19 protein-coding genes and 1 pseudogene are annotated in these 24525 nt (G+C 47.6%); 16 read left to right on the top strand and 4 right to left on the bottom strand.

All coding sequences use genetic code 11. The features are described from left to right. Positions 1-54: 54 nt before the first annotated feature. Positions 55-930 carry a hypothetical protein gene (locus DEU29_RS11190; RefSeq protein ID WP_133540444.1) on the bottom strand — a complete coding sequence of 292 codons (876 nt, stop codon included), beginning with the start codon at positions 928-930 and terminating at the stop codon, positions 55-57. A 179-nt stretch (positions 931-1109) separates the two neighbouring features. Here DEU29_RS11190 and DEU29_RS11185 point away from each other — a divergent pair, with 179 nt between their 5' ends. From DEU29_RS11185 to DEU29_RS11150, 8 genes are all read left to right on the top strand, one after another. After that, a complete protein-coding gene (locus tag DEU29_RS11185) occupies positions 1110-1409 on the top strand; it encodes a hypothetical protein (RefSeq protein ID WP_133540443.1) in 300 nt (99 codons plus the stop codon). A gap of 26 nt (positions 1410-1435) precedes the next feature. Then, positions 1436-2404: a restriction endonuclease gene (locus DEU29_RS11180; RefSeq protein ID WP_133540442.1), complete on the top strand. Its 969-nt coding sequence runs from the start codon at positions 1436-1438 to the stop codon at positions 2402-2404. A gap of 217 nt (positions 2405-2621) precedes the next feature. Then, the gene (locus tag DEU29_RS11175) at positions 2622-6281 is read left to right on the top strand and encodes an ATP-binding protein (protein ID WP_166635913.1); all 3660 of its coding nucleotides are present in this window, start codon (positions 2622-2624) and stop codon (positions 6279-6281) included. Beyond that, on the top strand, positions 6278-6904 hold the full coding sequence (locus DEU29_RS11170) for a hypothetical protein (RefSeq protein ID WP_133540440.1): 627 nt from the start codon (positions 6278-6280) through the stop codon (positions 6902-6904). The genes DEU29_RS11175 and DEU29_RS11170 overlap by 4 nt, the downstream gene beginning before the upstream one ends. Beyond that, complete coding sequence (locus tag DEU29_RS11165; protein WP_133540439.1) at positions 6905-8158, top strand: hypothetical protein; 1254 nt, start codon at positions 6905-6907, stop codon at positions 8156-8158. A gap of 103 nt (positions 8159-8261) precedes the next feature. Continuing rightward, positions 8262-9086, top strand: coding sequence for a DUF7281 domain-containing protein (locus DEU29_RS11160; RefSeq protein WP_133540438.1), 825 nt, complete (start codon positions 8262-8264; stop codon positions 9084-9086). Between the two features lie 47 nt (positions 9087-9133). After that, the gene (locus tag DEU29_RS11155; protein ID WP_166635912.1) at positions 9134-9844 is read left to right on the top strand and encodes a dUTPase; all 711 of its coding nucleotides are present in this window, start codon (positions 9134-9136) and stop codon (positions 9842-9844) included. Positions 9845-10046: 202 nt separating this feature from the next. Next, entirely contained in the window at positions 10047-11093 is a 1047-nt protein-coding gene (locus tag DEU29_RS11150) for a hypothetical protein (RefSeq protein WP_133540436.1), read from the top strand. Between the two features lie 47 nt (positions 11094-11140). Here DEU29_RS11150 and DEU29_RS11145 read toward each other — a convergent pair whose 3' ends face one another. Further along, complete coding sequence (locus tag DEU29_RS11145; RefSeq protein WP_133540435.1) at positions 11141-11767, bottom strand: SOUL family heme-binding protein; 627 nt, start codon at positions 11765-11767, stop codon at positions 11141-11143. Between the two features lie 181 nt (positions 11768-11948). Between DEU29_RS11145 and ssb the strand changes: the two are divergent. The 7 genes and pseudogenes from ssb to DEU29_RS11110 form a co-directional block, all read left to right on the top strand. Then, positions 11949-12290: pseudogene (gene ssb, locus DEU29_RS11140) on the top strand (single-stranded DNA-binding protein); the annotation flags it as partial. A gap of 219 nt (positions 12291-12509) precedes the next feature. Further along, complete coding sequence (locus DEU29_RS11135) at positions 12510-13391, top strand: helix-turn-helix transcriptional regulator (protein ID WP_133540459.1); 882 nt, start codon at positions 12510-12512, stop codon at positions 13389-13391. A gap of 107 nt (positions 13392-13498) precedes the next feature. Then, positions 13499-13672, top strand: coding sequence for an acetyltransferase (locus DEU29_RS11130; protein ID WP_133540433.1), 174 nt, complete (start codon positions 13499-13501; stop codon positions 13670-13672). Further along, positions 13672-14061 (top strand): type II toxin-antitoxin system death-on-curing family toxin, encoded by a 390-nt coding sequence (locus DEU29_RS11125; RefSeq protein ID WP_133540432.1) that lies wholly within the window; start codon positions 13672-13674, stop codon positions 14059-14061. Before DEU29_RS11130 ends, DEU29_RS11125 begins: the two co-directional genes overlap by 1 nt. 62 nt (positions 14062-14123) lie before the next feature. After that, on the top strand, positions 14124-15818 hold the full coding sequence (locus DEU29_RS11120; protein WP_133540431.1) for a methyltransferase domain-containing protein: 1695 nt from the start codon (positions 14124-14126) through the stop codon (positions 15816-15818). A 136-nt stretch (positions 15819-15954) separates the two neighbouring features. Next, positions 15955-16266 (top strand): helix-turn-helix domain-containing protein, encoded by a 312-nt coding sequence (locus tag DEU29_RS11115; protein WP_243734575.1) that lies wholly within the window; start codon positions 15955-15957, stop codon positions 16264-16266. Then, positions 16250-17626 carry a HipA domain-containing protein gene (locus DEU29_RS11110; protein WP_133540429.1) on the top strand — a complete coding sequence of 459 codons (1377 nt, stop codon included), beginning with the start codon at positions 16250-16252 and terminating at the stop codon, positions 17624-17626. Before DEU29_RS11115 ends, DEU29_RS11110 begins: the two co-directional genes overlap by 17 nt. 45 nt (positions 17627-17671) lie before the next feature. Here DEU29_RS11110 and DEU29_RS11105 read toward each other — a convergent pair whose 3' ends face one another. Beyond that, positions 17672-18274: an outer membrane beta-barrel protein gene (locus DEU29_RS11105; protein WP_133540428.1), complete on the bottom strand. Its 603-nt coding sequence runs from the start codon at positions 18272-18274 to the stop codon at positions 17672-17674. A gap of 1598 nt (positions 18275-19872) precedes the next feature. Between DEU29_RS11105 and DEU29_RS11100 the strand changes: the two genes are divergently transcribed. Further along, positions 19873-20613, top strand: coding sequence for an HNH endonuclease family protein (locus DEU29_RS11100; protein WP_133540427.1), 741 nt, complete (start codon positions 19873-19875; stop codon positions 20611-20613). Between the two features lie 1471 nt (positions 20614-22084). Here DEU29_RS11100 and DEU29_RS11095 read toward each other — a convergent pair. Further along, entirely contained in the window at positions 22085-24418 is a 2334-nt protein-coding gene (locus DEU29_RS11095; protein ID WP_133540426.1) for a TonB-dependent receptor, read from the bottom strand. Positions 24419-24525: the final 107 nt, after the last annotated feature.

Genomic DNA, 24525 nt, shown 5'->3' with positions numbered 1-24525 from the left:
GGCACGAGTTGTCGATAACCTCGTGCTGGAAGCACGAGCTACGTGGTATTGTACCTAGATCATGCAACCAATTTCAGGCACATTGATCACGTTGCCATTGTTAATAAAAAAACCACCAAAACACGGTTTTTTCTCTGCGGCTGCTACGCGATCGATGCCACGGAAAATATATATATTCGGGTGACCTTGGCTGGCTTTGATTAGCAAGTTTGTCTCTTCAACGTAATCCATGCCTGGTAGTGAGATTTTATCCTGGTAATCTTTCGGAGTATCGTTACCCCATACTTCCATGCCGTTAAATTCAGAGATGTCGTCTAACTGGCGAACAAGCATTAGGTTACGGGTTGTTGATGAGGGAGAGCCATCGCGTAATACGGTTTTTTGTTCAGCTTGCCCTTCAAAATAGTCAAAAATAAAGCCTGCACCGGAGTAGTCAAAATCAAATAGTTTATTTTCTTCAGCTAAGCCTGTTGCTTTGTACAGGTTGGCTATGTTCATCCAGAATGCGCCTAAATTTTCATTAACGCAGTCTGTACTTTCGCATTCTGCATCAATGTGAAAAAAGTACGTGTACGTCCACTTGTGGTAAGCCATACCTTTATTGGTCATTGAGTCGAGAACAAAAGAGGTTAATGCCATACCACTAGAAAAATTGCCGGGCCCCGTCCACATGCCTGTATCAGCATAGAAAATCGCAGAACCGGCAAGGCCAGAACCAAACAGCAAGTCGGACGTATTCCCGCCGGTGCTGTTTACCGTATCTAAATTTTGTTGTTTTAGCTGTTCAGCATTCTCGTAAAGTTCAGACGCTGAGCTCAATTTTGTGGCGGTTGTTAGCTTGGCACCCTCTGAAAATTGATACCCTTCAGGAATAGAAGAACACCCAGTGAGTGCTAATGCCGAAATAGCGATGGTGAGTAGCTTTTTCATCGATACATCCTGTAAAAATCAAAAAAGCGCTATTTTATTTAATATTTTAGATTTGGGAAGTTATTTTGATCTTAGCGTAGCCCGCGTCCTGACGTGGGTCTGCTTGAAACAACGCTAAGTGCGACGCAATCTGACGCATCAGGAAAATACGCTATGTCACTTAATTTGAGGGTGATAACATGCAAACAAGTGAACCAACTTTTGAAAATAACCGACTCTTTGCATTAGCAAAGCAGTTTAAAGAAATTACTGAACACCCAGGTGAATTTAAGTTCGCTATTAATGCGCATCGAGAAATCGAGTATGGCACTTGGTCGTTGTCAGACTTCGTTTGGGAGCGGCCTGAAATAAGCTTATTTAAACTTTACCTGATCGAATTATTGCAAAATTTAGTGACGGTTCGTCACACCAATGGGTTTGAGATTAGTTCTACAACTAAAGCGGTTATTGGTGGTGGCACCATCAAAGTCATTTGGTAGTACATAATTTACGACAAGGAAAGTTCATGAAATATTTATTGGTTAGAAGTCCTGCAGAATTGTTGAAAGACAATCTTATTGGTTACGGTTGGGGGCAAGTTAAGTTTGCTAACTACACCTCGGTTAAAGAGTTGATAGCAGCTTTTAAAGAGAAAAATATAAGTTTAGGTCGTCATACCAATCAAATAAAACGCTTCTTTAATATCAAACCTGGCGACATTGTCGTCGTGCCCTTAGTAAAAAGTTTTGCTATTGGTAGGGCTGTTGGCACTAAAAGCTATGATAAAGGCATCACAAACGGTGAGAATAGAGTGAGCGTAGATTTTGTTTGCGTAGACGGACGTATCTTAAAAACGCCACGAAAAAACTTGAGTAACGGCCTCGAGTCACGCATGAGAATTCGTATGTCGGTTGCCGATCTCGGTCAGTTTGCAAACGAACTCGATAGCATCTACGAGGCCGCTAAAGGCGGGCACTATCGTTTTGAGTCAACATTAATAGAAAAAGAAGAGCAACAGCTTGCAGATTTTAAAACAAAACTGCTACATAACCTGCAGCACGGAAAGACTTTCTTAGATGGTGGTGGACAGGGTCTCGAAGAACTTGTTGCTACGTTACTCGAACTTGATGGCTACAACACAACGATCGAGGCAAAAAACAAGCTGAAGGGCGTCGCAGATATCGATATTTTGGCCGAGCGAAACGATCGCTTTTTCGCTGCCAAGTTATTAGTCCAAGTTAAACACCATGCGGGTAAATCCTCAACACATGCAATAGAACAATTGGATGCTGTGGAAGACGATAGCGCCACAGTCCGTTGCGTTGTAACAACTGCCGACTTTTCTGCTAAGGTGCGTGATTACGCACACCTTAAAAACATCATGCTAATTACCGGCAACGACCTGGTAGAGTGGATTTCTGAACACTTAGATAAATTAACGGTTGAACAGCTACGCACTCTCGGCATTGCAAATCTGCCAGTAGTAATGGTTTAAGTTAACCCAGGTATCGTGTGACCTGACGCGGGTATTCGTTAACGCCGTAGCTTGCGTCCTGACGCAAGGCTTTTCCCCTCGCGCCAGGGCGCGAGCTACTTTGGACGCGAGCGATGTGGGGGTGGCAGCTGGCAGCGGTTGCGTTATAATCTTGGGCTTGTGTTGTTAATGTTGGCGTTGCGTAAGGATACACATGGCAAAACTGCTAAGAATAATAATGATAAACGGGCACCTGCCGGGTGTGGTCGAGCTTGATTTAGACGGGCACACCAATATCTGTGGCTCCAATGCCTCCGGCAAAACCACCTTGCAGCGCATGATCCCGGTATTTTACGGCGAGCTGCCCAACCGTGTGGTACCCAAAACGCGGTTAAACTTCGACAAATACTACCTGCCGTACAAAAACAGCTACGTCATTTACGAATACCAGCGACCCGCAAACGGCACCGCACAAGTGGTGCTAACCAAGCGCGCCGACGGCGTTGATTACCGTTTTGTGGACAACGGGTACGATGCCGAACATTACCTATACGACAAAAAAGACGGTGTAGTTGCCCGTGAATACAGTGACTGGGCACAGGAAATGCGTGGTCGCGGCATTGAAATGAGCGCTAAAATTTCCAGCACCACCGAATACCGCAATATTATTCTTAACGATATTAAAAACGACCGCAGCAGCCGCAGCGAAAGCCTTAAACATCGGCAACTAGCAGCGCGCTATGGCCTGGCCAATGAGAACTTCCGCCTGCGCCATATCGAAAAACTCGTCTCTGCCGTGCATGCCAAAGAAGGCAAAATGGATACCTTGAAAAGCATGTTGGCAGCGATCTTAGAAGAAGACGGCTACAAGCGCCCGGATAACACCTTTACCGGCGATAAGATCCGCGCCTGGTTGCGCGACATGAAGCAATTTTTAAAAGTTGACCGGCTACAAAAAAGCCTGGCGGATATCGAACGCATTAGCGCTGATCGCACCCGCACGCTGGAGCAACTGTGGCATTTAAAAGCGGTTATAGAAAGCGATTTTAGTGAACAAAAGCGTCTAAAAGCCGACACCGAAGCCGCTATTCAAACCCTTAAACGCGAAATTAACGATGCGCAAAATGCTTACGAGACCCTTCGCAGTGAATTGCGCGATCGCAAAAGCGATGCGCAGGCGGATCTGAAAAAGCTCGAAGAGCAGCTAAATGATGCGCAGCAACAGTATGACAATTACCGCGATAACGACATCGAGCGATTAGGGCGTGAACTCGAGGCTTTGCCGGAGCGCCGCAGCGAACTCCAGGGGTTGGAACAGCATTACACCACCATGATGGACGCGCACAAAGATGAAGCGCAAAAGCTGCAAAGTCACAAGCTGGAGATTAAAGAAGAGCTGGAGCAACTTAGCTCCAAACTGCGCCGAAAAATCGAAGACAAAGCCGCGCAAAAAACGGCGGTGATGCAGCAAGAACTGGATGCCGCCAAACAGTTAAACCAGCAGCTGCAACAACAGCAGCAGACAGTACGCGAGCAGTACGAAGCGCAACTGGAACAGCAGCAAAACGAACTGGCCGCAAAACGAGCACAACGCGAGTTATCAACGCTAACTGACGATGAACGTAACGAAATGCAAATTGCCGAGGCGCGTGTTGATCAGGCACAGGAACAGCTCAACCAACACCAGCAGGTGGTTAGCCAGCAGCAAGAGCAGCTTAATGTTGCGTTGCGCGAGCGCGAACGGCTCGATAGCCAGGTAACAGAGGCTCGCACGCAGCTGGCGCAGAGTGAGCAGCGTATTGAGCAATTGCAACAACGACTGCAACCGGCAGCGGGGAGTTTGCGTCAGTTTTTAAGCCAAAACGTCGAGCACTGGGAGCAATCTTTCGGCCGCGTAGTGTCGGAGCCTTTATTGCAACGCACCGACTTAACCCCACGGCTGACAGAAAACGAACACAACGACAGCCTGTTTGGCGTTGAGCTGGATTTACATGCCATCGAACTGCCCGAGCATGCCGCCGGCGCAGAGCGCTTACGGGAGCAGTTAGAACTGGCAACCGAACACTGGCAACAGCAGCAACAACAACTGAAAAATACCGAAAAAGCCTTTGCCGATGCAGTTGAAAAAGCCAAGCAGCAGCAACAGGCGTTAGATGCGGCGAAACAACAGCAACGTCAGCTGAGCAGTGATGTCGACTATGCCCGCGATAACAAAGCGCGACTGGCCCACGCCCAGCAAAAATTGGAACAAGAGCGTAAACAACAAGTCCGTGAGCGTATCACGCAACTCGAACGTGAGCTTGAGCACACCAAGGCTCAGCGCAGCGAAGCACTAGAAGAACTGCAAGACGATCACAACGCACGAGTGTTGGAAGTTACCGCTGAATTTCAGGAAAAAACACAGTTACTGCAAGAAGCTATCGACGATCTTAACGCGGAATTAGGTCGCAAGCAGGATGCCGCTAAACAACGCATTAAAGAGCTGGAGCAGGCGTTTAGCGAAAAGCTCGCAGATCAGGGCGTTGATGAAAACAAGCTGCGCGAAATAAAACAACAAATCAGTCAGTTACAGCAGCAAATTCGCGATACCGACAGCCGCCGCGATGAATACAGCGAATATCAAACCTTTATGCGGGTTACCTGGGACAAGCAACGGCCACGGTGGCTGGAGCAAGAGCAACAAGCGAAGGCAGCGCTGCGTAAGGCAACTAGTGAATTAGAACAGCACGAAAGCCAGTTTAAAGCCCAGCAACAACAACTAAAAGCCCAGCTGCAAACGTTAAAAGACACGCTCGAGAAAACCGAGAAAGTGGTGTTAGATCTGCAGTCGCTGGTGCAACGCATGGCCGATTTGCCGGCGTCGCTGAACCCTCCGCAAGAGTCAGCGGCAGCGCAGGGCGATGTCAGCGAACATTGTGCCCGCAGCTATAAACTACTGGATGAGAAGCAAAAACAAGATAAAGATCTGGAGCAGCGCATTCCGCGCTTAGAAGCCGAGTTACGCGAAGATGCCGACCTGCAGTTTTTGCGCTTTATCGAGCAGTCGTTGGCACAGCAGGGCGAAGCGCCGGATCTGCAAGTACAGGTCAACACCCTAAGTGAACTACTCAAAGTATTAGAAGGCAAGCGCGATCAAACCATTGACCAGGGTAAAACCATCGGCAAAGGACTGTTTGAGTTTTTCACCGTCTTTAACGATATTCACAAGCGTGTCAGCGATTACAGCCGCCGTTTAACGCAAGCGGTGACCGATGAATTAACCCTAGATGGCATCGATAAAGCCGAGGTTAAAATTAGCTCAACCATCGATGAGCTCAGCTTTTGGCAACCGCTCAAACAAATGACGCAGCACTACCGGCAGTGGATAGAATCCGGCGCGCTAACGCCGCCCGCAGAATATATTGACCAGTTAACCGACGTCGCCGAATTGCTCAAAGCCAATCAGGAATACAGCATTGAATCACTGATCAAACTGCAGTTAAACTTGGTCGAAAATGGCGAGCCCGTGGTTATTCGCAACGATCGCCAGTTAACCGATTCGTCCAGCCACGGCATGGCCTACCTAATCTTGTGCAAATTTCTACTGGCCTTTACCCGCTTACTGCGGCCGGAGCAGGCCGGCGTCACCATTCACTGGCCTATCGACGAAATTGGTACTTTGGCATACCACAACGTCGAAAAGCTCTTTGTTGCGTGCGATAACAACAACATCGATATTGTTGGCGCCTTCCCGAACCCGGAATCGGATGTGTTGCTGCTGTTTAAGCACCGCTATTTGATTGAGCCGCACAAAGAATTTGCCAACAAAGGCCAGCTTAAGCGGATTAAGCCACGGGTATCTGAACTCAGCCAAAAGTTACAGGCGCTGCAACAAGACAGCAAGGAGGTTAACGCATGATTTCGCCGGTATATGGGCCGTTAATCGAAAAACTATTGGCGGGTGAATTTATTTGCGCGATTAGCGACGAAGCCAACTTTGCTAAGTTACAAGACGACGAGACGCGCGACAGCATTGATGCGTATCTAAAGCCGTTAAACCGAAGGCTGGCCGCCAATGACGAAGGCAGCGTGTATTTTTTGGCGTATCGTGATCTCGATGACGGCGCGCGTGAGCACTTAAAGCAGCAACTAGGCGTGGTGATGGGCTCGATGCTGCCGCTGCTGGAGTGGTTAACATATGTGCAGGAAGCCATGGGCAGCGACGGCATTTTAACGGCCGGTGATACCCTAAAACTGCAAGAACTAACAGTAAAAACCGAAGACAATCCGAGCTTGCGTCAACGCCTGCAAAGCCTGGCTAATGATCGCTTTTTTAATTCACAGTCGGACGCGGTCGATGGTCAGGCTAAGCAAGTAGCTAAACGCTTAGTTGAACATGGTTATTTACTGCAACCCCATGCCAATCGCCTGTATTTTACCGTCACCGGCAAAATTGATTACCTGCTTGAGCTGGTGCGCTTTGTCAAAGACGAAGAAAATATTCCACTGGAAGATACCAGTAGTCAGGCGGAGCTGTTGTAAATGGCGCAGGCAAACGACGAGCAGCTGCTAAGTAATATGTTCGACGTTGGGGTCGAGCGGCTAAAATTAATTGGCAACCACGCCAAGGTGCTGATGCAAGGCTACTTGAGCGGGGGCATCGATGCCTCGGCACTGAGCGAGCAAGCGCTGAAAAAACTCATCAACGCGCGGATTATTTACCAGCCTGATGATAGTCACGAACTAAAATTGCGTCATCCGGTGGTGCAACTGGTCGCCGCCATGGTCACCGACGAAAGCCGCCGCCAGGTTAATGCCGATATTGCCGATAAACTGCAGAGTATCCGCGGTTTTGTGCAGGGTTTTCGTGAAGCGCAACGTAGCGGTGATGTGATCCGTGCCGATAACCAGCTACAACGCACCGAAGAGGCGGTCTATGATCTGACCTCGCAATTTGAAGAAGCCATTTTTAGTTTGTGGCATCGGCTTAATTCAAATTTTGGTTTTGTCAGTAACCTCAGCGATAAAATCCGTGAAAACAGCCGCGCTCAGGAGCAGATCAGGCGCCTAATCGAAGGCCTATCACTGATCGACTTTGACGAGCTGATTGAACTGGCCGAGGGTAACCCGGCGTTACGTAAACTATTAGTGACTAAGCTACAGACGCAGATTAACGGTCACCACGGTAGCTTGCTGGAAGTACAAAAGCGCTTGGTCGAGTTAATGACGCGCTTCCGCGAGCAACAAGAGCGCAGCTTGTTAGTCACCAACATGGCCGGCTTTTTACGTGAACATCCGGGCTTTACCGTAGGCGATTATGCCTATCGCAGTCAGGTGCCGAGCTTGGTGAATGTTGCCGCGGCGATAAAGCCAGCCGCTGCCGTAGCACTGGATCGACGTGATCAGCACGCAGATATCGCTCATATCGTACACGGGCTTTATAAAGAGCTGGCGATAAAGGCCAAAACCGACGATGCCGACTCCAATACTCAGGCAGTTGATAACAGCGCCCAACAGCAAGCGGTGGAAGCACGACAACAACAACTTAAACACGATGCCATGCAATACTTTATGGCTGCCTGCGACAGCAAAACGCCGCTATCGGCGCTTGATTACCTGCACCAGCAGACACTCGAATGGCCACCGGAGGCCTGGCTGTTTCAGGTGATTGGCGAATACAACAGCCTGCCGCGAAACGAACAAAAACTGTTTAGCATCGAACGCAGCGAACACCCGGTAAGCCGCTACAACCAAGTCATCGTCATCGAAGACATCGCCCTGCGGTTCACCCCCTGATGCGTACCTTGCGCTCCAACCCGTACCTTGCGCCTTTGGCGCAAGAGATTCCATCACCCAAACGTACCTTGCGCCCTGGCGCAAGTAACGATATAACGTTGATATGAACACAAATCTCACCCCCAACCAGCGCCGGCTATTGCAAAACATCGCAGAAAAACTGCGGACATCGACACACCAAAAACGTAAAGTCAAAGCGGCCGATCGCCAGCTACTAAATTGGTGCGCAGAGCAGGATCTCATCAGCAACGCTGAGGCCGACGCGCCGGTGTTCGTTTACACCGTGTCACTACTAAACAACATAAATCAGCGCCTACAACAGCTTGGCTTTGCACCGTTCGAAACCGATCAAGCGGTTAGTAGCCTGCAACAAGCCGAGCAGGGTAAAGACGAAACAAAATCAGTACGTGAAGCTCCCCGCGCGCATCGTATTTTGACAGCGCAAAAATCACTACAAAGCTGGACCATTATCGATTGCGACTACCGCGCACTCGATCTCGACAGCATCAGTGAAATTATCGTCGTAGAAAACCTGGATTGTTTTTATGCGATGGAAAACTTCGCATTTGATATAGCCACCGACTCGCTTGTTGTATACCGCGGCGACAGCGCGTACAGCACCGGCCGCAAAGAGCTGCTTAAACACTGGCGCCACACCGGCAAACCGATAAAGTACTTCGGTGACCTGGATGCAAAAGGTTTTCACATCGCCCAAAGCGAAGGCTTCACCCATATCGCCGTCCCCGCTTACGAATGGTTTAAAGCCAACGCAAACAGCAGCGCCTTTAACCCAGCCCAGGCAAACCTACTGGCGTCACTAAGCACTCAGGGCGCGTTACGCCCATACCACCAAATCCTAAAAGACCAACATCGCGCTATCTTACAACAATGGCTACAAAACACGCCGTTGCAGTGGTGCGAAACCTAAGGTATTTTGTTCAACATTTTACGGCACGTAATTTACAGGATCTTTTAATGTCACAAGACACGCAGTTTTCGGTAAAGCAAGCGCAACAAATCGCCAAGCTCCAAACCCAGTTTAACCAAGGCTTGGACGCCAACTGGCCTACCGCACCCACGCTGGTACGCGACGATATGGCCGCGGTCATCGTCGAACTAGGCGAGCGTTATGATCACCTCGGCTACAAATGGTGGAAAAAACAAACCCCCGACACCGCACAGGCGAATATGGAACTGATAGACGTGCTGCATTTTGCTTTGTCGGACGTGATCGAAGTGTTAGCGGTTGACGGTGCTGAAAACCCAGTCGAAAGCGCCGGCTTAAAGCTCGCCGAAGCCAGTATTCGCGCCCAAGCCAAGGATGCGCAAAACGCCAAGTGGTTATTGCGCCACACTGCACTAGAGGGCCGCCCTGATTTAGAACGTCCACTGTGCTTTGGCAACGAATCACTGACGCAACTGCTGTCGCTGTTATACCAAGCCTACGGCAGCGCCGAAGCCGTTTACGTCAGTTACATCGGCAAAAACGCCCTGAACCACGTGCGTCAGCAGCGCGGTTATAAAGAGGGCACTTACATCAAAATGTGGCAACACGAAGAAGACAACCAAGTGATGGTGCGTTTATTGCTCGATAGCGACCGTATCCTAAACAGTGACACGCCACTCGACGACGCCGTGGCACTGCTGTTGGATTACTACGATACCCACGTCGTATCTCAGCAGTAGCTCGCCGATATGAAAGTTATAATATGACAAATGACGTCAAAAAAACGCCATTTGTCATATTGCCTAAAAAACGACCAGCTTCTATAACCTATGTTAAATCGGGCAGTGCGACAGCTAACTGCTTGAAAAACTACTGAGTTTGGTCGTTCAAGCCTCACTTGATGAATTCAGTACCTTTTATTAACTTTTTTAAGGTACAACTATGTTTCGATTACCCCACAGCCTGGTCGTTGCAGCTGCGTTTACTGCTGCCTCCGCGATGGCTCAACAAAGTAATGTTTATATCAGCGACGCGTCTGTCACTGCCTATGATCCTATTTATCCCGTAACCGCCTACGTTAACTGGCCAGCGAGCGCGTGCTCCGTCAACCCGGATATTAGTTTGAATGCTAACTGGGTGAACCCGCACCCGGCGTATACTAACCCTAACTTTACACACCCCTGGCAAGCGAGTTCAGGCATTAGTGCGATGTGGATAAATGCGTGGGAAGACCCACAATTTAACTCCATTGGGACCCCCGGAGAGAACGGCCCGCAAAACTGGACCCGTTACTCGAAAGAGGTTTCCGGAAACGGTGAATTCGTGCTTAATTTATTAGCCGATAATTGTTCGTGGATTTATATCGACGGCACGCTGGTGGGCTACCAACCTGCAGTCAGTACCCCTGGCGTTTATCCGGTAACCCTTGATGGTGACCACACGCTAGACTTTATTATTTTTGATGGGGGTGGTCTCGCCGGCGGCCTATTTAGACTCGAAACCAATGTTAACGTTACCTTTGAAGACACGGATGACGATGGCCTAACCGATGCTGAAGAGGTATTAACCGAAACTGATCCGCAAAACGGGGACTCGGATGGTGATGGTTTCTTGGACGGTGAGGAGGTCACCGCCGGCAGTGACCCTAACGATGCTAACAGCACGCCTGTGGTTGATGCAGACGCTGATGGTGTGTTTGACGACACTGATGTTTGCCCTGACACAGCTAGCGGTGCAGTGGTCGGTCAAAACGGTTGTTCTGGTGCACAAAACGTCGCTAATGCCTGCGACTGTGCAGGCCCCGCGGATAATACGCCTTGGAAAAATCATGGTCAGTATGTCAGCTGTGTAGCGAAAGCATCCAACGCCCAGGTCAATAACGGTTTACTGACTGATGAAGGCGCCTCTGCACTAGTTTCTACAGCCGGTCAAAGCGACTGCGGAAAAGGTGGTGAAGGTAAGGGAAAAGCTAAAGGTAAAAACAAGTAGCCTTCTTGTCTTGTTCAAATAAAAGCGAGCCAGGACGGCTCGCTTATTTATTTAACCGGCACCATGATCTCGTTACGCCGAAACACTGGCAGTGTCATGGGGCCGTTATACGCGGCCTCGATAGCGGGTCCCGTTGCCGTGTAATTACTGCTTGCAAGCCAGGCATTTAGTTTTTGCGTGTTTTCTCTTACATTGGATTCACTCAGCGTGCCGCTAAACGTGATAACCGCCACTTTATAGTCAGTAACTTCGCTGATGCGGACGTCCGGATTGCTCGGTTGCGGTGTGGTTTGCACAGTAAAGTGACTGGGCATAACAAAGGACATCATATTTTGTTCGCCTTGCCCCATAAAAACGGGGGCGGTCATTGCTATCTTTTCACCATCTTTCTCGCGCTCAGCGCCTTCATTCATAAATACCGGCGCAGTCATGGCGATTTCCTCAGAGCCCTTATTAGCACCGGAAATATAATTAAAGAGCCGCCGAAAAGCACTGTTTTCGCCCGCATTCATTGGCGTTGATACCAGTATTAACGATGGGTAGTTCCGTACCTCAATATTTTTATCAGCCACAGCCTCGACCAGCTCATAAGGTGCCGTCTCGACATCGGACTGACCAAACACAGAACAACCCGCCAGAGCCAGCGGCGCAAACAGGGCGAAAAAGCGTTTCATGTTAACCTCGGTAAAAGCAAAATTGCAGTTAATCATGATACGCAGTGGCGCTGGAAAAGTTTTTGCTGACAGCAAAATCTACCACGCTATCGTTTGCTTACAACCATTTGCGCCATCGCCAATAGCAATGCGTCCGAGATTAACTAGGCTTTTTCACTTTCATCAAAAAAGGAAAAAGCTGATGTCATCAAGAGGCGTAAATAAAGTGTTTATTGTCGGTCATTTAGGTGCCGATCCGATACTGCGACATACGCAAAATGATACCGCAGTCGCCAATCTCAATGTCGCGACTTCGGAATCCTGGAAGGATAAAGTCACCGGTGAGGCTAGAGAACAAACCGAATGGCACCGCTGTGTGCTGTATCGACGGTTGGCGGAAGTCGCTGATGAGTACCTTAAAAAAGGCAGTAAAGTTTATATCGAAGGGCAATTGCAGACCCATAAATGGCGCGACGATAACGGCACGGACCGATATAGCACGGAGATTATCGTGCGAAATTTGCAAATGTTGGATAGCAAAAGCAGTGCCGATAAAAATCGCCCTGCCACGCAGAGCGTTAACTAACGCGTTAAATTGTCATGTCCGTGCGCTAATTGGGTGCTTAGCGCGCGGCATTTCCTCCGCTGAAATTATCCCCCTTTACACCTAACCCAAAACAAACCACACTAGGTTTATGATCCACATAACAATAACAACACCACCATGTCCGAAGCGGTTGCTAAAAAATCCATTAACGAATCGATGTTAGATCAGCTCTCGTACGCGCAGCGTCAGCGCTTGGCGTATATTGATTTTTGTTTGCTGTTTAAGGGCGCGATTTACCGGCAGGATCTGATCCAGCGCTTTGAAGTAGGATTGTCGGCGGGGTCGCGTGACTTTACGATTTATAAGCAGCTCGCCCCACAAAATTTGGTGTACGATCACCAGCAAAAGCGCTACTTCCAAACCGCAACCTTTAAACCGCTGTTTAAACACGATGCCAAACGCACGCTCGTCAAACTGGCCAACGACATCAGCGACGGCTTTGATGCGATTGGCGACGTGCATTTTCCGGTCGAAGCACCATCGAGCTTGAACGTACCAGATATTTTTATTGTCGCCAGCATCGTGCAGGCAACGCTCAAGCAGCAGGCGTTGCAAATCAGCTACACCTCGCTCAGCAGTGGCGAGTCCAGGCGCGAGATCGTGCCGCATTCCATCGTCGATAACGGCTTACGCTGGCACGTTCGCGGCTATGACCGTAAATCCGAAAGCTTCCGTGACTTTGTGTTAACCCGCATCAGCCGCGCAAAATTAACCGGCAAGTTTGACACTGCCGCCGAGCCGGAAGAGCAGGGCGACGCCGACCACGAATGGCACCGTATGATCCCGTTGCAGCTGGTACCGCACCCGCATAACGTGGCCCATAACAAAGCCATCGAAATGGATTACGGCATGAGCAACGGCGTGCTGACCATCGACGTGCGCGCCGCTATGGCCGGCTACTTGCTGCGACGCTGGAACGTCGATTGCACCGAAGATGGCACTTTGCTCGGCCCCGAATACCAACTGTGGCTTCGCAATCGCACGAGTTTGATGAACACCAGCAACCTGGCTATCGCTCCGGGGTATAAGGTGAGGTGACGTAACTTGCGCCAGGGTATAAGGTGGGTAAATAACTTTATCACGCTATCGACAGAGACGTTGCGCAGTTATAAACTTGCATTAAAGCAATAGCTAGGGATATTCAAATGGAAAATAAACTATCAAAGTATGGGGTTAGTCAGCCAGTTAATCGGCCTAAAATTAAACCGGTAAAACAACTGAATCTCGATACACCCGAGGGTCAGCACTTAGTGCATGCCGAGGCCAGGCTAATCTTAGCAAAGCATAAAAACACGTTTAGGCGCTTGGCATCCATGTAATGAACCTTATTCAATTCAAAGCCAGCCGAGTTATTGAAATAAATGCGTTTATTCTGTCGACCGAACCAGGCAATAAGGGAACACCGGATAAAGGTAAGCTAGAGGGGGCTTTGGCACGGGTAGATAATGCCATTGCCTACGAGGGGTTAGACGACATATTTGAAGTTGCGGCCAAATACGCACTCGTCATTGCACAAGCGCATGCGCTTTCAGACGCTAACAAGCGCACAGGGCTAATGGTTGCCCTGGAATATTTGGCGTTAAATGATTATGAAGTGGTAATTGAGCGCGAAGAGCTTGCTGATGCAATGGTTGATCTGGTTTTGGGGCAAATTACAGAGCAGCAGTTTGCAGACTTACTGTACGACTGTTTTATCAATGGCTCTTAACTTCATGTATATTTCAAAATAATTTGAAATTTAATTGAACAGGGTCGCCCGAGACTCACAAAATGTCCAAAAACATCACCTACTACTCCAAAAACGCCGAAACCCTGGCGGACAACTACAACAGCGTGCCTGTTGAGTCGGTGCACAAAGATTGGCTCGGCCAATTACCAAAAGAGGGCATGGTGCTGGATGTCGGTGCCGGCTCAGGCCGCGATGCCCGTTTTATGGCCGCCAAGGGCTTGAACGTTGTGGCCGTAGAGCCCGCCGAGGGCATTCGTGAAGTCGCGCAAGGCTACACCGTCGGCAAGCCGGTGCATTGGCTTAACGACAGCCTGCCCGATCTCAGCCAGGTATTTGCACTGCAAACCAAGTTTGATCTTATTTTATTAAGCGCTGTATGGATGCACATCCCGGCTTCCCAGCGTGAACGCAGCCTGCGCAAGTTAAGCTCCCTGTTAAAACCTAACGGCAAGTTGGTGATTTCGCTGCGTCACGGCGCCTGTCATGACGAGCGCACCATGTACGAGGTTTCCGCCGACGAACTGGCGCAATTAGCCAGTCGTTTTGGCTTAACCTATCAGTTACTCACACCCGAACAACAAACCGACGAACTCGGCCGTAACGATGTCAGCTGGCAAACCGTACTGCTGACCTTACCCGATGACGGCACCGGCGCCTTTCCGCTGCTGCGCAACATCGTGGTTAATGACAGAAAGACATCCACCTACAAAGTTGCACTGTTAAGAAGTCTGCTGCGTATCGCCGAAGGCCATCCCGGTGCGGTGTTGGATCAAACCGAAGATCACGTCGCACTACCCATGGGACTGGTGGCGCTGTATTGGTTAAAACTCTATAAACCCTTAATTGACCATTACGGCATGCACCAAAACAACAACACCTCGGCGGGGCTGGGTTTTGTGCAGCCGCGGGGTTGGGGATTATTACAACATACCACGGCCGCCGATTACGCTATTGGCGCGCACTACAGCGGCGCAGAGCAGGCGTTACCGCTTTACCAGACACTGAAAGACATCGCCGCCACCATTAAAAAGAACCCGGCCACTTACACCACCTTGCCCGGTAGCAATACCGCCGTGTTTGAGGTTGAGCTGAATCGTACCAGCAAGCCAACAACTGGCCTGACCCTGGATCTGCCGTTTTTAGCCTCGCTCGGGACTTTTTATGCACCCAAACACATCTGGGATTCGTTAACCCGTTTCAGCGTGTGGATAGAGCCGGCGCTGGTGAACGAATGGGCGGCGTTGATGCACAGTTATGACGTCAATCGGCAGCAATTTACCCGCAATGATTATTTAGAGGCGCTGGACTGGAAAGACGATACTCGCAGCACCAACCGTGTGCGCCATCGGGTTAATGAACTGCTCGCCAGCGATGACATCGCCTGTTGTTGGTCCGGCAAACACATAAAACCCAGCGACTACGCCGTGGATCATGCCTTCCCGTTTGCCCGCTGGCCCAATAACGATTTATGGAACTTACTGCCCACCCGCACTGCGGTAAACGCAAACAAATCTGACCGCCTGCCAAGCAGCGATAAACTGTTGTCGTCGCGCGAACTCATCCTGCATTGGTGGCAACAAGGCTGGCATAACAACCGCCGCGAGTTCTTCACCCAGGCCAACTTGGCACTACCCAACCTACATCACAACAACCAAAGCTTTGACGACGTATTCGAAGCCTTTGCGCTGCAACGCGACCGCATTAAAGATATCCAGCAGTTGGCGGAGTGGGGGTAGGCGGACTTTTCTTAAGGTAATCTGTAATTTACTTTTAAAGAGAAAATTACAGACTGGCAACTAAAAGTAATTTATATTTGACTTTTAGCTTCTCTCGTCTAAGCTTTCTACTAAAAGTAAACTAAAGTTAACCATTATGTCTAAACAACCTACCGGGCGTAGCGTCAAAGCGACAGCGATGCCTAACTTAGAACAGCAATTTTCGCCGCAGCAATTAGCATCCGCGATCCGAGCCAAACGCACTAAAATGAAGTTGTCGCTGGAGATGGTCGCGGATGCCTTGTCGATTTCTAAGCCCACCTTAATAAGAATAGAAAAGGCGGATACCAACGTAAAGCTGTCTACATTGCTTCAGGTGATGGAATACCTCGGTTTGACCTTTGCCGTGGTGTCTGACGACATTGAACACAGCGCAAACGAAGGATATGCAGATGACGAGTGGTTTTAATACGCCTCAGCTTAAGGTCCTTTTAGGTAATCAAAGGGTAATAGCAACACTAACGTTGCCGGTAGGCTCTGAAACTGAGCTGATGTTAACCTATGAGCCCGATTGGGTTATTGACGGTTTTGCAATATCGCCACATTTGCCGTTATCCGGTAATTTCGATAGCCGTGCGGTTCGTCATTTTTTACAGAATATGTTGCCCGAAGGTAAAGGCCTGGAAGAGCTCACCAGCAATACGACCATCTCGCGTAATAATACTTTTGGCCTTATCAAAGTTATTGGTACTGACACCTCCGGCGCATTGTCATTTATTAGCGATACCCAAGACAAGACCAAAACAGACTTTCGCCTGATCACAAAAGATGAACTGAACAAGCGACTGGAAAGATATCGCCTGACAGGTGAGTCAATAGCCTATTGGGATGGCCGTGTGCGGTTATCGGTAGCAGGGGTTCAGGACAAACTTAACCTATTGGAGATTGACGGACAAACGGGGTTTGGCGAGGGCGATCTGTGTTCGACTAAAATTTTTAAATTTGAATCCGGGCGGGCACCGTTTATTGCCGTCAACGAGTTCTTTACCCTGAATTTGGCACAGCATGCTGGTTTGCCGGTACCCGCAACTGAGCTGCGCACCTATGGTGGCGTCAGAACCTTGGTTGTTGAACGATTTGACCGAAAGCTTGATGCCAGTAGTCAGCGGGTTTTTCGGCGTCATGTGATTGATGGATGCCAGGCGACTAACTTACCGCCTTCTTATAAATATGAGCGCCAGCATGGCGACGAGGGCGATGGGCGATACATTCGCGATGGGGTTTCTTTCCCGAAACTCTTTGCCATTTATACCGCTAACCAAGCACATTACCGGGCACAACTGATCCGGTGGATGATATTTAATGTGTTGGTGCGCAACTACGACGCACATGGTAAAAACATCAGTTTTTATGTCGGCAAAAATGGTCTGACATTGGCGCCGTTCTACGATTTGGTCAATATTAAAGCCATTATCGATGAAATCGAAAAACGACAACAGGACGCTCCCATGGACCAGCATTATGCCATGTCGATGGGTGAGTATGAGAGCGGAACAGCCGGGAATTTCTCCGAGCCTATTACCGCCTATATGTTAGCCGACATGGCAGAGGAATTTGGCTTTTCGCCGGCTCGCATGCAGTTACTGGCTCAACAAACCATTGATGCGGTACATAAAGGGATAAGCTCAGCGCGTGCAGCGACAGTGGATAAGGATATCTCGTCAGCAGAGTTGGCGCATGTTGATCAGTGTATCGCTATTATTCAGCAGGCCAGTGCCCAGTTAACCGAGCAGATTGCGTTAATCCCGGCTATGGCCAAACGCTTGTAAATGCCCGCAACAGCTGCGGGCTAATTGTTTTGCGGTACTACTAACCTAAAACGCGTAGCGGAATGATGCGCCCAACGTGTCGATGTCCAAATCAGCGTCGCTGGGGCGGTACATTTCGTAACCTAGACCAACAGAGATGTTGTCGGTGAAGTAGTAAAATGCGTTGACCTGGGCACGCACAATGTCTTCGCTATCGATATTGACGTAATCCACCTTGCCACCTAACTCGAATGACGTCGTTAACATCGAACGGACGCCAACGCCCAAACCGAAGCCGGTTTCACCGTCAGAGGCAGAAATACCGCCGCCGGAACCCGATACTTCCAGTCGCTCCACCGATGCCGTTGCAAACATATCGGTGTTATCCGACACACTTTGGTAAAAGCCGGCACCGGCACTGAACATATCTAAATCGGCACTGGCACCATTGGCATCTTCCGATACCGCTTTGTAATCGCCAAACAGCATCCAGTTATCGCTAAGCGCAACCGAGCCATTCAGGCCAAAGCCGTCGAACGACGCTTCACCAATATTTACATCTATATCAGTATCAAGGTACGACACATCGAGCTTGTTCCAGTTAGGCGACTGCGCCGTCGCCGCACTTGATGCTGTAATTAACGCCAACGCTAAGATTGATTTTTTCATGGGTATCTCCTTATTGAGCAAATATCACCATCATGGTGAATCCGTGCAGTAAAACCTTTGGGTGCGTCATTTGGGGTCGCAGTTAAATTGTTTGCTTGCGACGTAAAATGACGTAGCAAGGCGTTAACGTTGAAAGGATGGACATCACAAGGGATGTGAGTGGGCAGGGATGCTACTTTTCATAATTATCTACAGCGGTCAGGTAGTCTTAGTTTGAGAAAAGCTACTTTTTGGTAAGACGGTAGGATGGCGGAAAGAAAAAATGTCTGCCTTATAATTAGTCATTTAGCAAACTCGCAATGGAAGTGCAGAGGTGACTATGACAATATATGCTCAGCTGGATTTATACGATGGAACCGATATGAAAGAAACCTCTGCCATGTCAAGACAGTTAAGGGTAGGCTGTCTTGATAGATCTTAATTTACATTAACCTACACCCCTTGTCAAACGTGGGGCCTAGTTAACATTTGAAAACAAACAGTTTAGGTACATAGAGGTCAAACACGGCGGTCAAAATAGTTTATGGTCACCGATTTTATGTACTAAATTGGTCATTTTTAAGAGGCAGGAATAGTACCTAATGTGAATTTTTATGCAATTTAAACCAACTGGTGAACGGCAACCTAAGCTGGTGATAACTTCAGAATATCTCGCGGAGAGCCTGCGGATTTCCACTAACCCGGCTTACATAATGTGACTAACTTTACTGATTAAAAGTATGTCCGAGATGACCAAAATTAGTATGGCGGTTTATTGCAGTTGGGGCCAGAGCTTTGAAAGCTAAACGAAATAACGCCATCAATCTAAGCGACGACTTCTTTGTCATTCACTTCAGTCCTGGTTGTTATCAGATTTACGCTCATACCAGAACAAATAGTATGCTACAAATGCTATTGATAGGATTGGAGCTAACGCTATTGCGATAGTTGCCATAATTTCTGACATCTAAAACCTCTTGTTTTTCATTGATTAATTTTTGGTTTTCTCTCGACCAAAGAACCGTTAAGCCAGCACTTATCTTCATCGCTTAAAACAAAGTCATCCTTAGAACTTTTGGCTAGTAGTTGATCGAGGCTATACTCTTTAGACGTCTCTCTGTGACTCTGTTTTCCCAGTGGCTTCTTTTTACAGTTCATCTGCCCGACCTCTTTGTGTTAAATGAATCAGTTCTGACTCAGCTGCATGACTGGTAAACTCGTTATTCATCAATTGAGGGGCATACCCCTTAGATTGAGCTCAAACTCTTTTTGCATGAATAGCGCAATTGGCCTGTCATCTCTTGCTAAGCGACTATTGGTAGGTGCCTATTGGAAAAATTACTTATGACTGTCAGAGCCTAGCTTCCGAGTAGCTTTGTTGCTTATTATGATATCACGCCGACAACTTAGCAAAAACTATTGGTCGTGTGCTAGTTTTAAAAGCGTTAAATATACTCACTGATTTGTGCATTAGACAAAGGAGGGCGCACAATGACAAACGGACAAATAGCACTTTTGTTTCTATTGCTCATTGGACTTATTGCATTTTTTACTATCGGTGTATGGGGTATAAACCGATTGAAGTCTACGGAAGACAGTCAGGATGAGTGAGATACTCAATGTATGAGCGCCGCATAACAAGGCGAGGTTCTTCGTTCTTGCGCTATGGATCACTCTTATTATTCTTCTTTAGTAATGTCTCTCTAGCAATCTATTCTGAGCCATCGGTAAAAAAAAGCAATACTGGAATATGCCATGCTGAGGATAGCCCATGGTTTACAAGGACGAAAAACTTTACCCCTTATGATTCCCTGAAGGCATGCTTAAGCAGTGGCGGGCGACTCCCGAAAGGCTATATCACCAACGATGAAGAGAAGCAGTCGAAGGGCTATGAGCGCAGAACATTCAATCATTGGATCGATAAAGACGGAGATTGTTTGAACGAACGCCATGAATTACTTGAAAAGCTTTCCACAGTCCCTGTTCAGTATACGAGCGATAATTGCCGTGTTTTGCGAGGTCGCTGGAATGATCCCTACACTGCGAAAATTTTTGTTATCAGTAGCGATGTTGATGTTGATCATATAGTTCCACTGAAGCGCGCCTGGGATATGGGGGCTGCCATGTGGAGTTATGATAAAAGGGAGCGTTTTTCAAACGACCCCGTCAACTTATTGGTTGTTGATGACGCTACAAATCAATCGAAGGGTGCTAAATCTGTTCTTGAATGGTTGCCGCCAAATCAAAAGTTTCATTGTGCCTATGTGACTCGTTATCTTCGTGTGCTAATTAGCTATGAGCTACCTTCAAACTATCAGAAGCAGGTAGGCCGGCTTAAACGACAAGTCTGTAAAAAATAACGTGCATAACCGTGAGGTTCTTAGATTTTTTTCGAGCCCCAGAAACTTCATCTAACAGATTTTAGCAATCAGGAGCTTCAGTTAGCTGCGTTGTTCAGCGGTAGCATGTTATTGTCATTGAACTTGTGCCGTGAGCTGGGCAGCTGCTTGCGGACATAATGGCTTAGCTTAGTTGTGCGTTTATGAGTGAGGTAATTTCATCCACAATTCGAGTAGCTAGCCAGGTATTAATGCTGTGATACTCTATCAGAGTGAAGAAGTTTCATTGTCGCAGGCACCGGAATGGTTAGTGAAATTGACGATTTTACAGCATACTTAAATCATAGGTGCTCGGTTTCGACGCGATGTATATTTGAATATTTGCTCATGAGATATTAGTTATGGAGCTAACAACGCTGCAAGCTGTATTGATCGGCGCTGCACCTTTTGTTCTGTTGATTGGTGTTACAACAATCTTTATCGGTAATTAGAAAAAGACTAGAAGTAATTCAAAGTCTAGAGATACTCACTGCAAAAAACTGCAGAGATGATAGCCCAACTGATATGTGACTATGATTTTCGCTAGCGAGATTGGCGATGAGTTTCGGCGCAACAGGAATGGCTTGGTTCAAAAGAGTGGGTACTTGGTCTGACTCTTTTAATTTCCTCTACGCAAAATCACTAATCGAGTAAGGTTTAAATGAAGAGAATTTTACGCTCATATATCTTGCTGTTGATATAAAAAAGCCACCAAAACTGGTGGCTCTAGGGCTAGTGGGTGATAAGGCCACTCGCAAAATGTAACGTGCCTCAACGGTGCTATAATCTCAGCATTGGCGGTTATTTTCAATAGATAGTTGAAAACTATTGTTTTAATTGGGTTAATGACTCCTGAGACAACTCACGGATGTTAATTAGGGTAGGTGTTTATGAGTACATTTCAAATAGCTATGCTTCTCGTTCTCGTAATTGGTATAGGTTCTGGCATAGCTCTCTTGATTTGGGGTATAGAAAAGCTTCGTGAGCACGAAAGCGAAAAATATTAGCCTGCCCTCCATTGGTTTGTTGGGACGCAGGCTTGCACGTGTTTGACTTCAATTATGTCACTGGGAAGTTGCAAGCCGTTTGGACATCACCGAAGAAGATGTTATGGCTGTGCCGAAAGGCACGTCGTTAATTATGACTGTTGCTAAAAACTGCCACCGCGTTTTTGTTGCCGAACGATTGGTTACCACACTTTAACAGGGGCAACTACAATAACCATAAAGAAGCAGCTATCGAAGGTGGTAGGAAGTTAGAATTTGTCTCGGGTGATTTCGTTTGATTAGGTACCGAAGGAGAATAAGCTGTCAACACACATTAATTTAGTGAGTTCTTCCTAGAGTTTGCCGGCCGTTTTGACACCATAAAAACAGACGTATTTAATTTCATCTATTTGGATTTAGATAGAAGCCACCGATTAAGGTGGCCTCTGAGCTGCTATAAGTCGATGTTAAAAGAAATAACGAGCTTGAAGTGTCACAACACGCGGTGCTAAATATTGTTTACTGGTCACTCCCACACCGTATGTATCGGTATGAACAGAGGCAACAGAGTCGTCGTCGAATAAGTTACGCACATTCAGCTCTAAATCCCAATTACCATGTGAAGGAATGTAATTCACGTTTAAATGGGCGATATCATAGCTTTCTACGACATCACGGTCAGGAGAATTAAAGACTCGAGCGAAATAGTCACCTCGGTGCGTATAGCCCAACGATGATCTTAATGTGGCCCCATTATTGAGCTGATGTGTATAGCTTAAGCGAACATTAGCGACTAAATCTGGAGTTTTCGCTAATTCGTTACCCGTTAAGTTAACAGCGGTGGCCTCGCGGGCGGCGTTAATGGCCTCGGTTGGGGCTCCATCTAAGATCAATCCGACTGAAGCATTTTCAGCTTCAGCTCTATCAATTGCATCGCGTCCTTCAATAACCTCTGACTCCATCCAGGTTAAGTTGGTATCTAAACGCCAGCCTTTTCCAAGGTTCGCCTGAGCCTCAACCTCTAAGCCATATACTTCTGCTTCAGGCAAATTTGATGCGCCTGAATTAAAACGTTCAATGCCACTTGATTCAAATAAATAGTCACTGTAGTCATAATAGAAAGCGGCGGTATTTAAACGTAACCGGTTATCAAATAAATCATTTTTGAGACCAAGTTCGTAAGCGATGAGTTCTTCCTGATCAAATTTTTCAGGGAAAAAGCGCGTGTCAGTCGAGCTATTTGAACCTGCTGGTTTTACGCCACTTGCTACAGATGCATAACCCATAGTTCGCTCTGTGAACTGATAGTCCAGCGCAAACTTCCCTGTCACGTTATCAGTTTCATCAGATGGTGTGCTGGTGATAGGAGAGCGAGTGGGAACACAGTTTAAACTGCAACGCTCATCAGAAAATTCGTTATTAGTATAACGTAAGCCCGTCGTCATACGCAGTGCGTCTGTCAACGCATAACTGACTTGCCCAAAAACTGAATACGATTGAAAGTTACGGAAGTCAGAGTTTATGAAATCAATATCCGCATTATTTTCAAAGACATTAGGTCCTGCAACAACTTCACTGACTGGGTTGCCATCTCTTCCGCCATCGTAAAAATTACGTGTATTTGAGAAAATCTCAGTATCAAGGTAAAAAGCACCAACTAACCATGTTAAATCAGCCGTTGCATCAGGTGATATCAAGTTGATTTCAGCCGTATAAGACTCATCTTCCTGTCGCAAATTACCGATAAATTCCGGTATAGGAACTTGTCCTAAGCTTGTCGGCTCTTCACCATCAGACAGAGGAAATGGTGCTGGATCATTGGCAGTCAAACTGCTTCTATCCATATCGAGACGACGGCGCATGTCATAGTTTTGCTGGCTGAATATACCGCGTAACTGAGCCCAATCCATAGCATAATGCATATGCAAGCTGGTCATATCCATGTCTAGTTTATAATACTCACGGGTATCATGGTAAACCACGCGAGGATCATTGCTAATTAAGTCTAAATTACCTTTCAGCGCAGGGCCATTTGTATCTGAGCTGAACTGCATATGTTGAAGCTGGATATCGAAGTCCTGAGCGGGTTGCCAACGAATTTGTGCCCTAACTGTCGTGTTATTTTTATCGTCTAAACGGTAATCATGAGTAAGTGCTCTATTTTCTGTGAAGCCGTCATGCTCTCGGTGAGATCCAGAGAGTCGTACTGCTAAGTTGTCGTCTAACTTCAATGTGGTAGCACCACGAAAGTTCATTGTGTCGTACTGACCCATCGTTGCTGATAATGAGCCATCACCATTTATAAAGTCAGGTTTTTTGGTGTGTACGTTAATGGCTCCGCCTGTCGAACTATTTCCATAAATTGTTCCGTCGGGGCCTCGAGTGACCTCAACACGATCAATATCAACCAAGTCAGCCCAAAGTGCATAATCATTGGCCATGAATACGCCATCAATATGATATGCCACTGCTTGCTTGGTTCCAGCATTATCAGGTATTTCATTGCCGACGCCTCTAATTGATACAGAGGGTCGATAGCCTTGTACGCTTGATACCACGAGTCCGGGTACTTGATCACTCAAGTCAAATATATTGGCAACATTCAGTTGATCCAGTGCGCTTCCGTCGACAACAGAGACTGCGTCGGGCACTTCTTGAAGGCTTTGCTCTGATTTTTGCGCTGTCACAATAATGGTTTCAAGCTGATCTGTTTGCTCTTGGGCGTTAACGGTGAAGGAGGTCCCAAGTAACAGGGCGCTCGTTACTGCAAAAGCTAACGCATTTGGTCGAAACACTGACATTAATTATTCTCCCTGAAGCAGGTTTTTTTATGATTGAATGAATTGTAAAGGTGTGCGAGAGAGTAATAACTTAATATGACATTTAACGTATGCTTTCGCGTCATTTT

Source organism: Idiomarina aquatica (genome assembly GCF_004362895.1).
Taxonomy (GTDB): Bacteria; Pseudomonadota; Gammaproteobacteria; order Enterobacterales; family Alteromonadaceae; genus Idiomarina.
The sequence above is the reverse complement of the archived record's forward strand: the minus strand, read 5'-3'. Positions and strand labels throughout refer to the sequence as shown.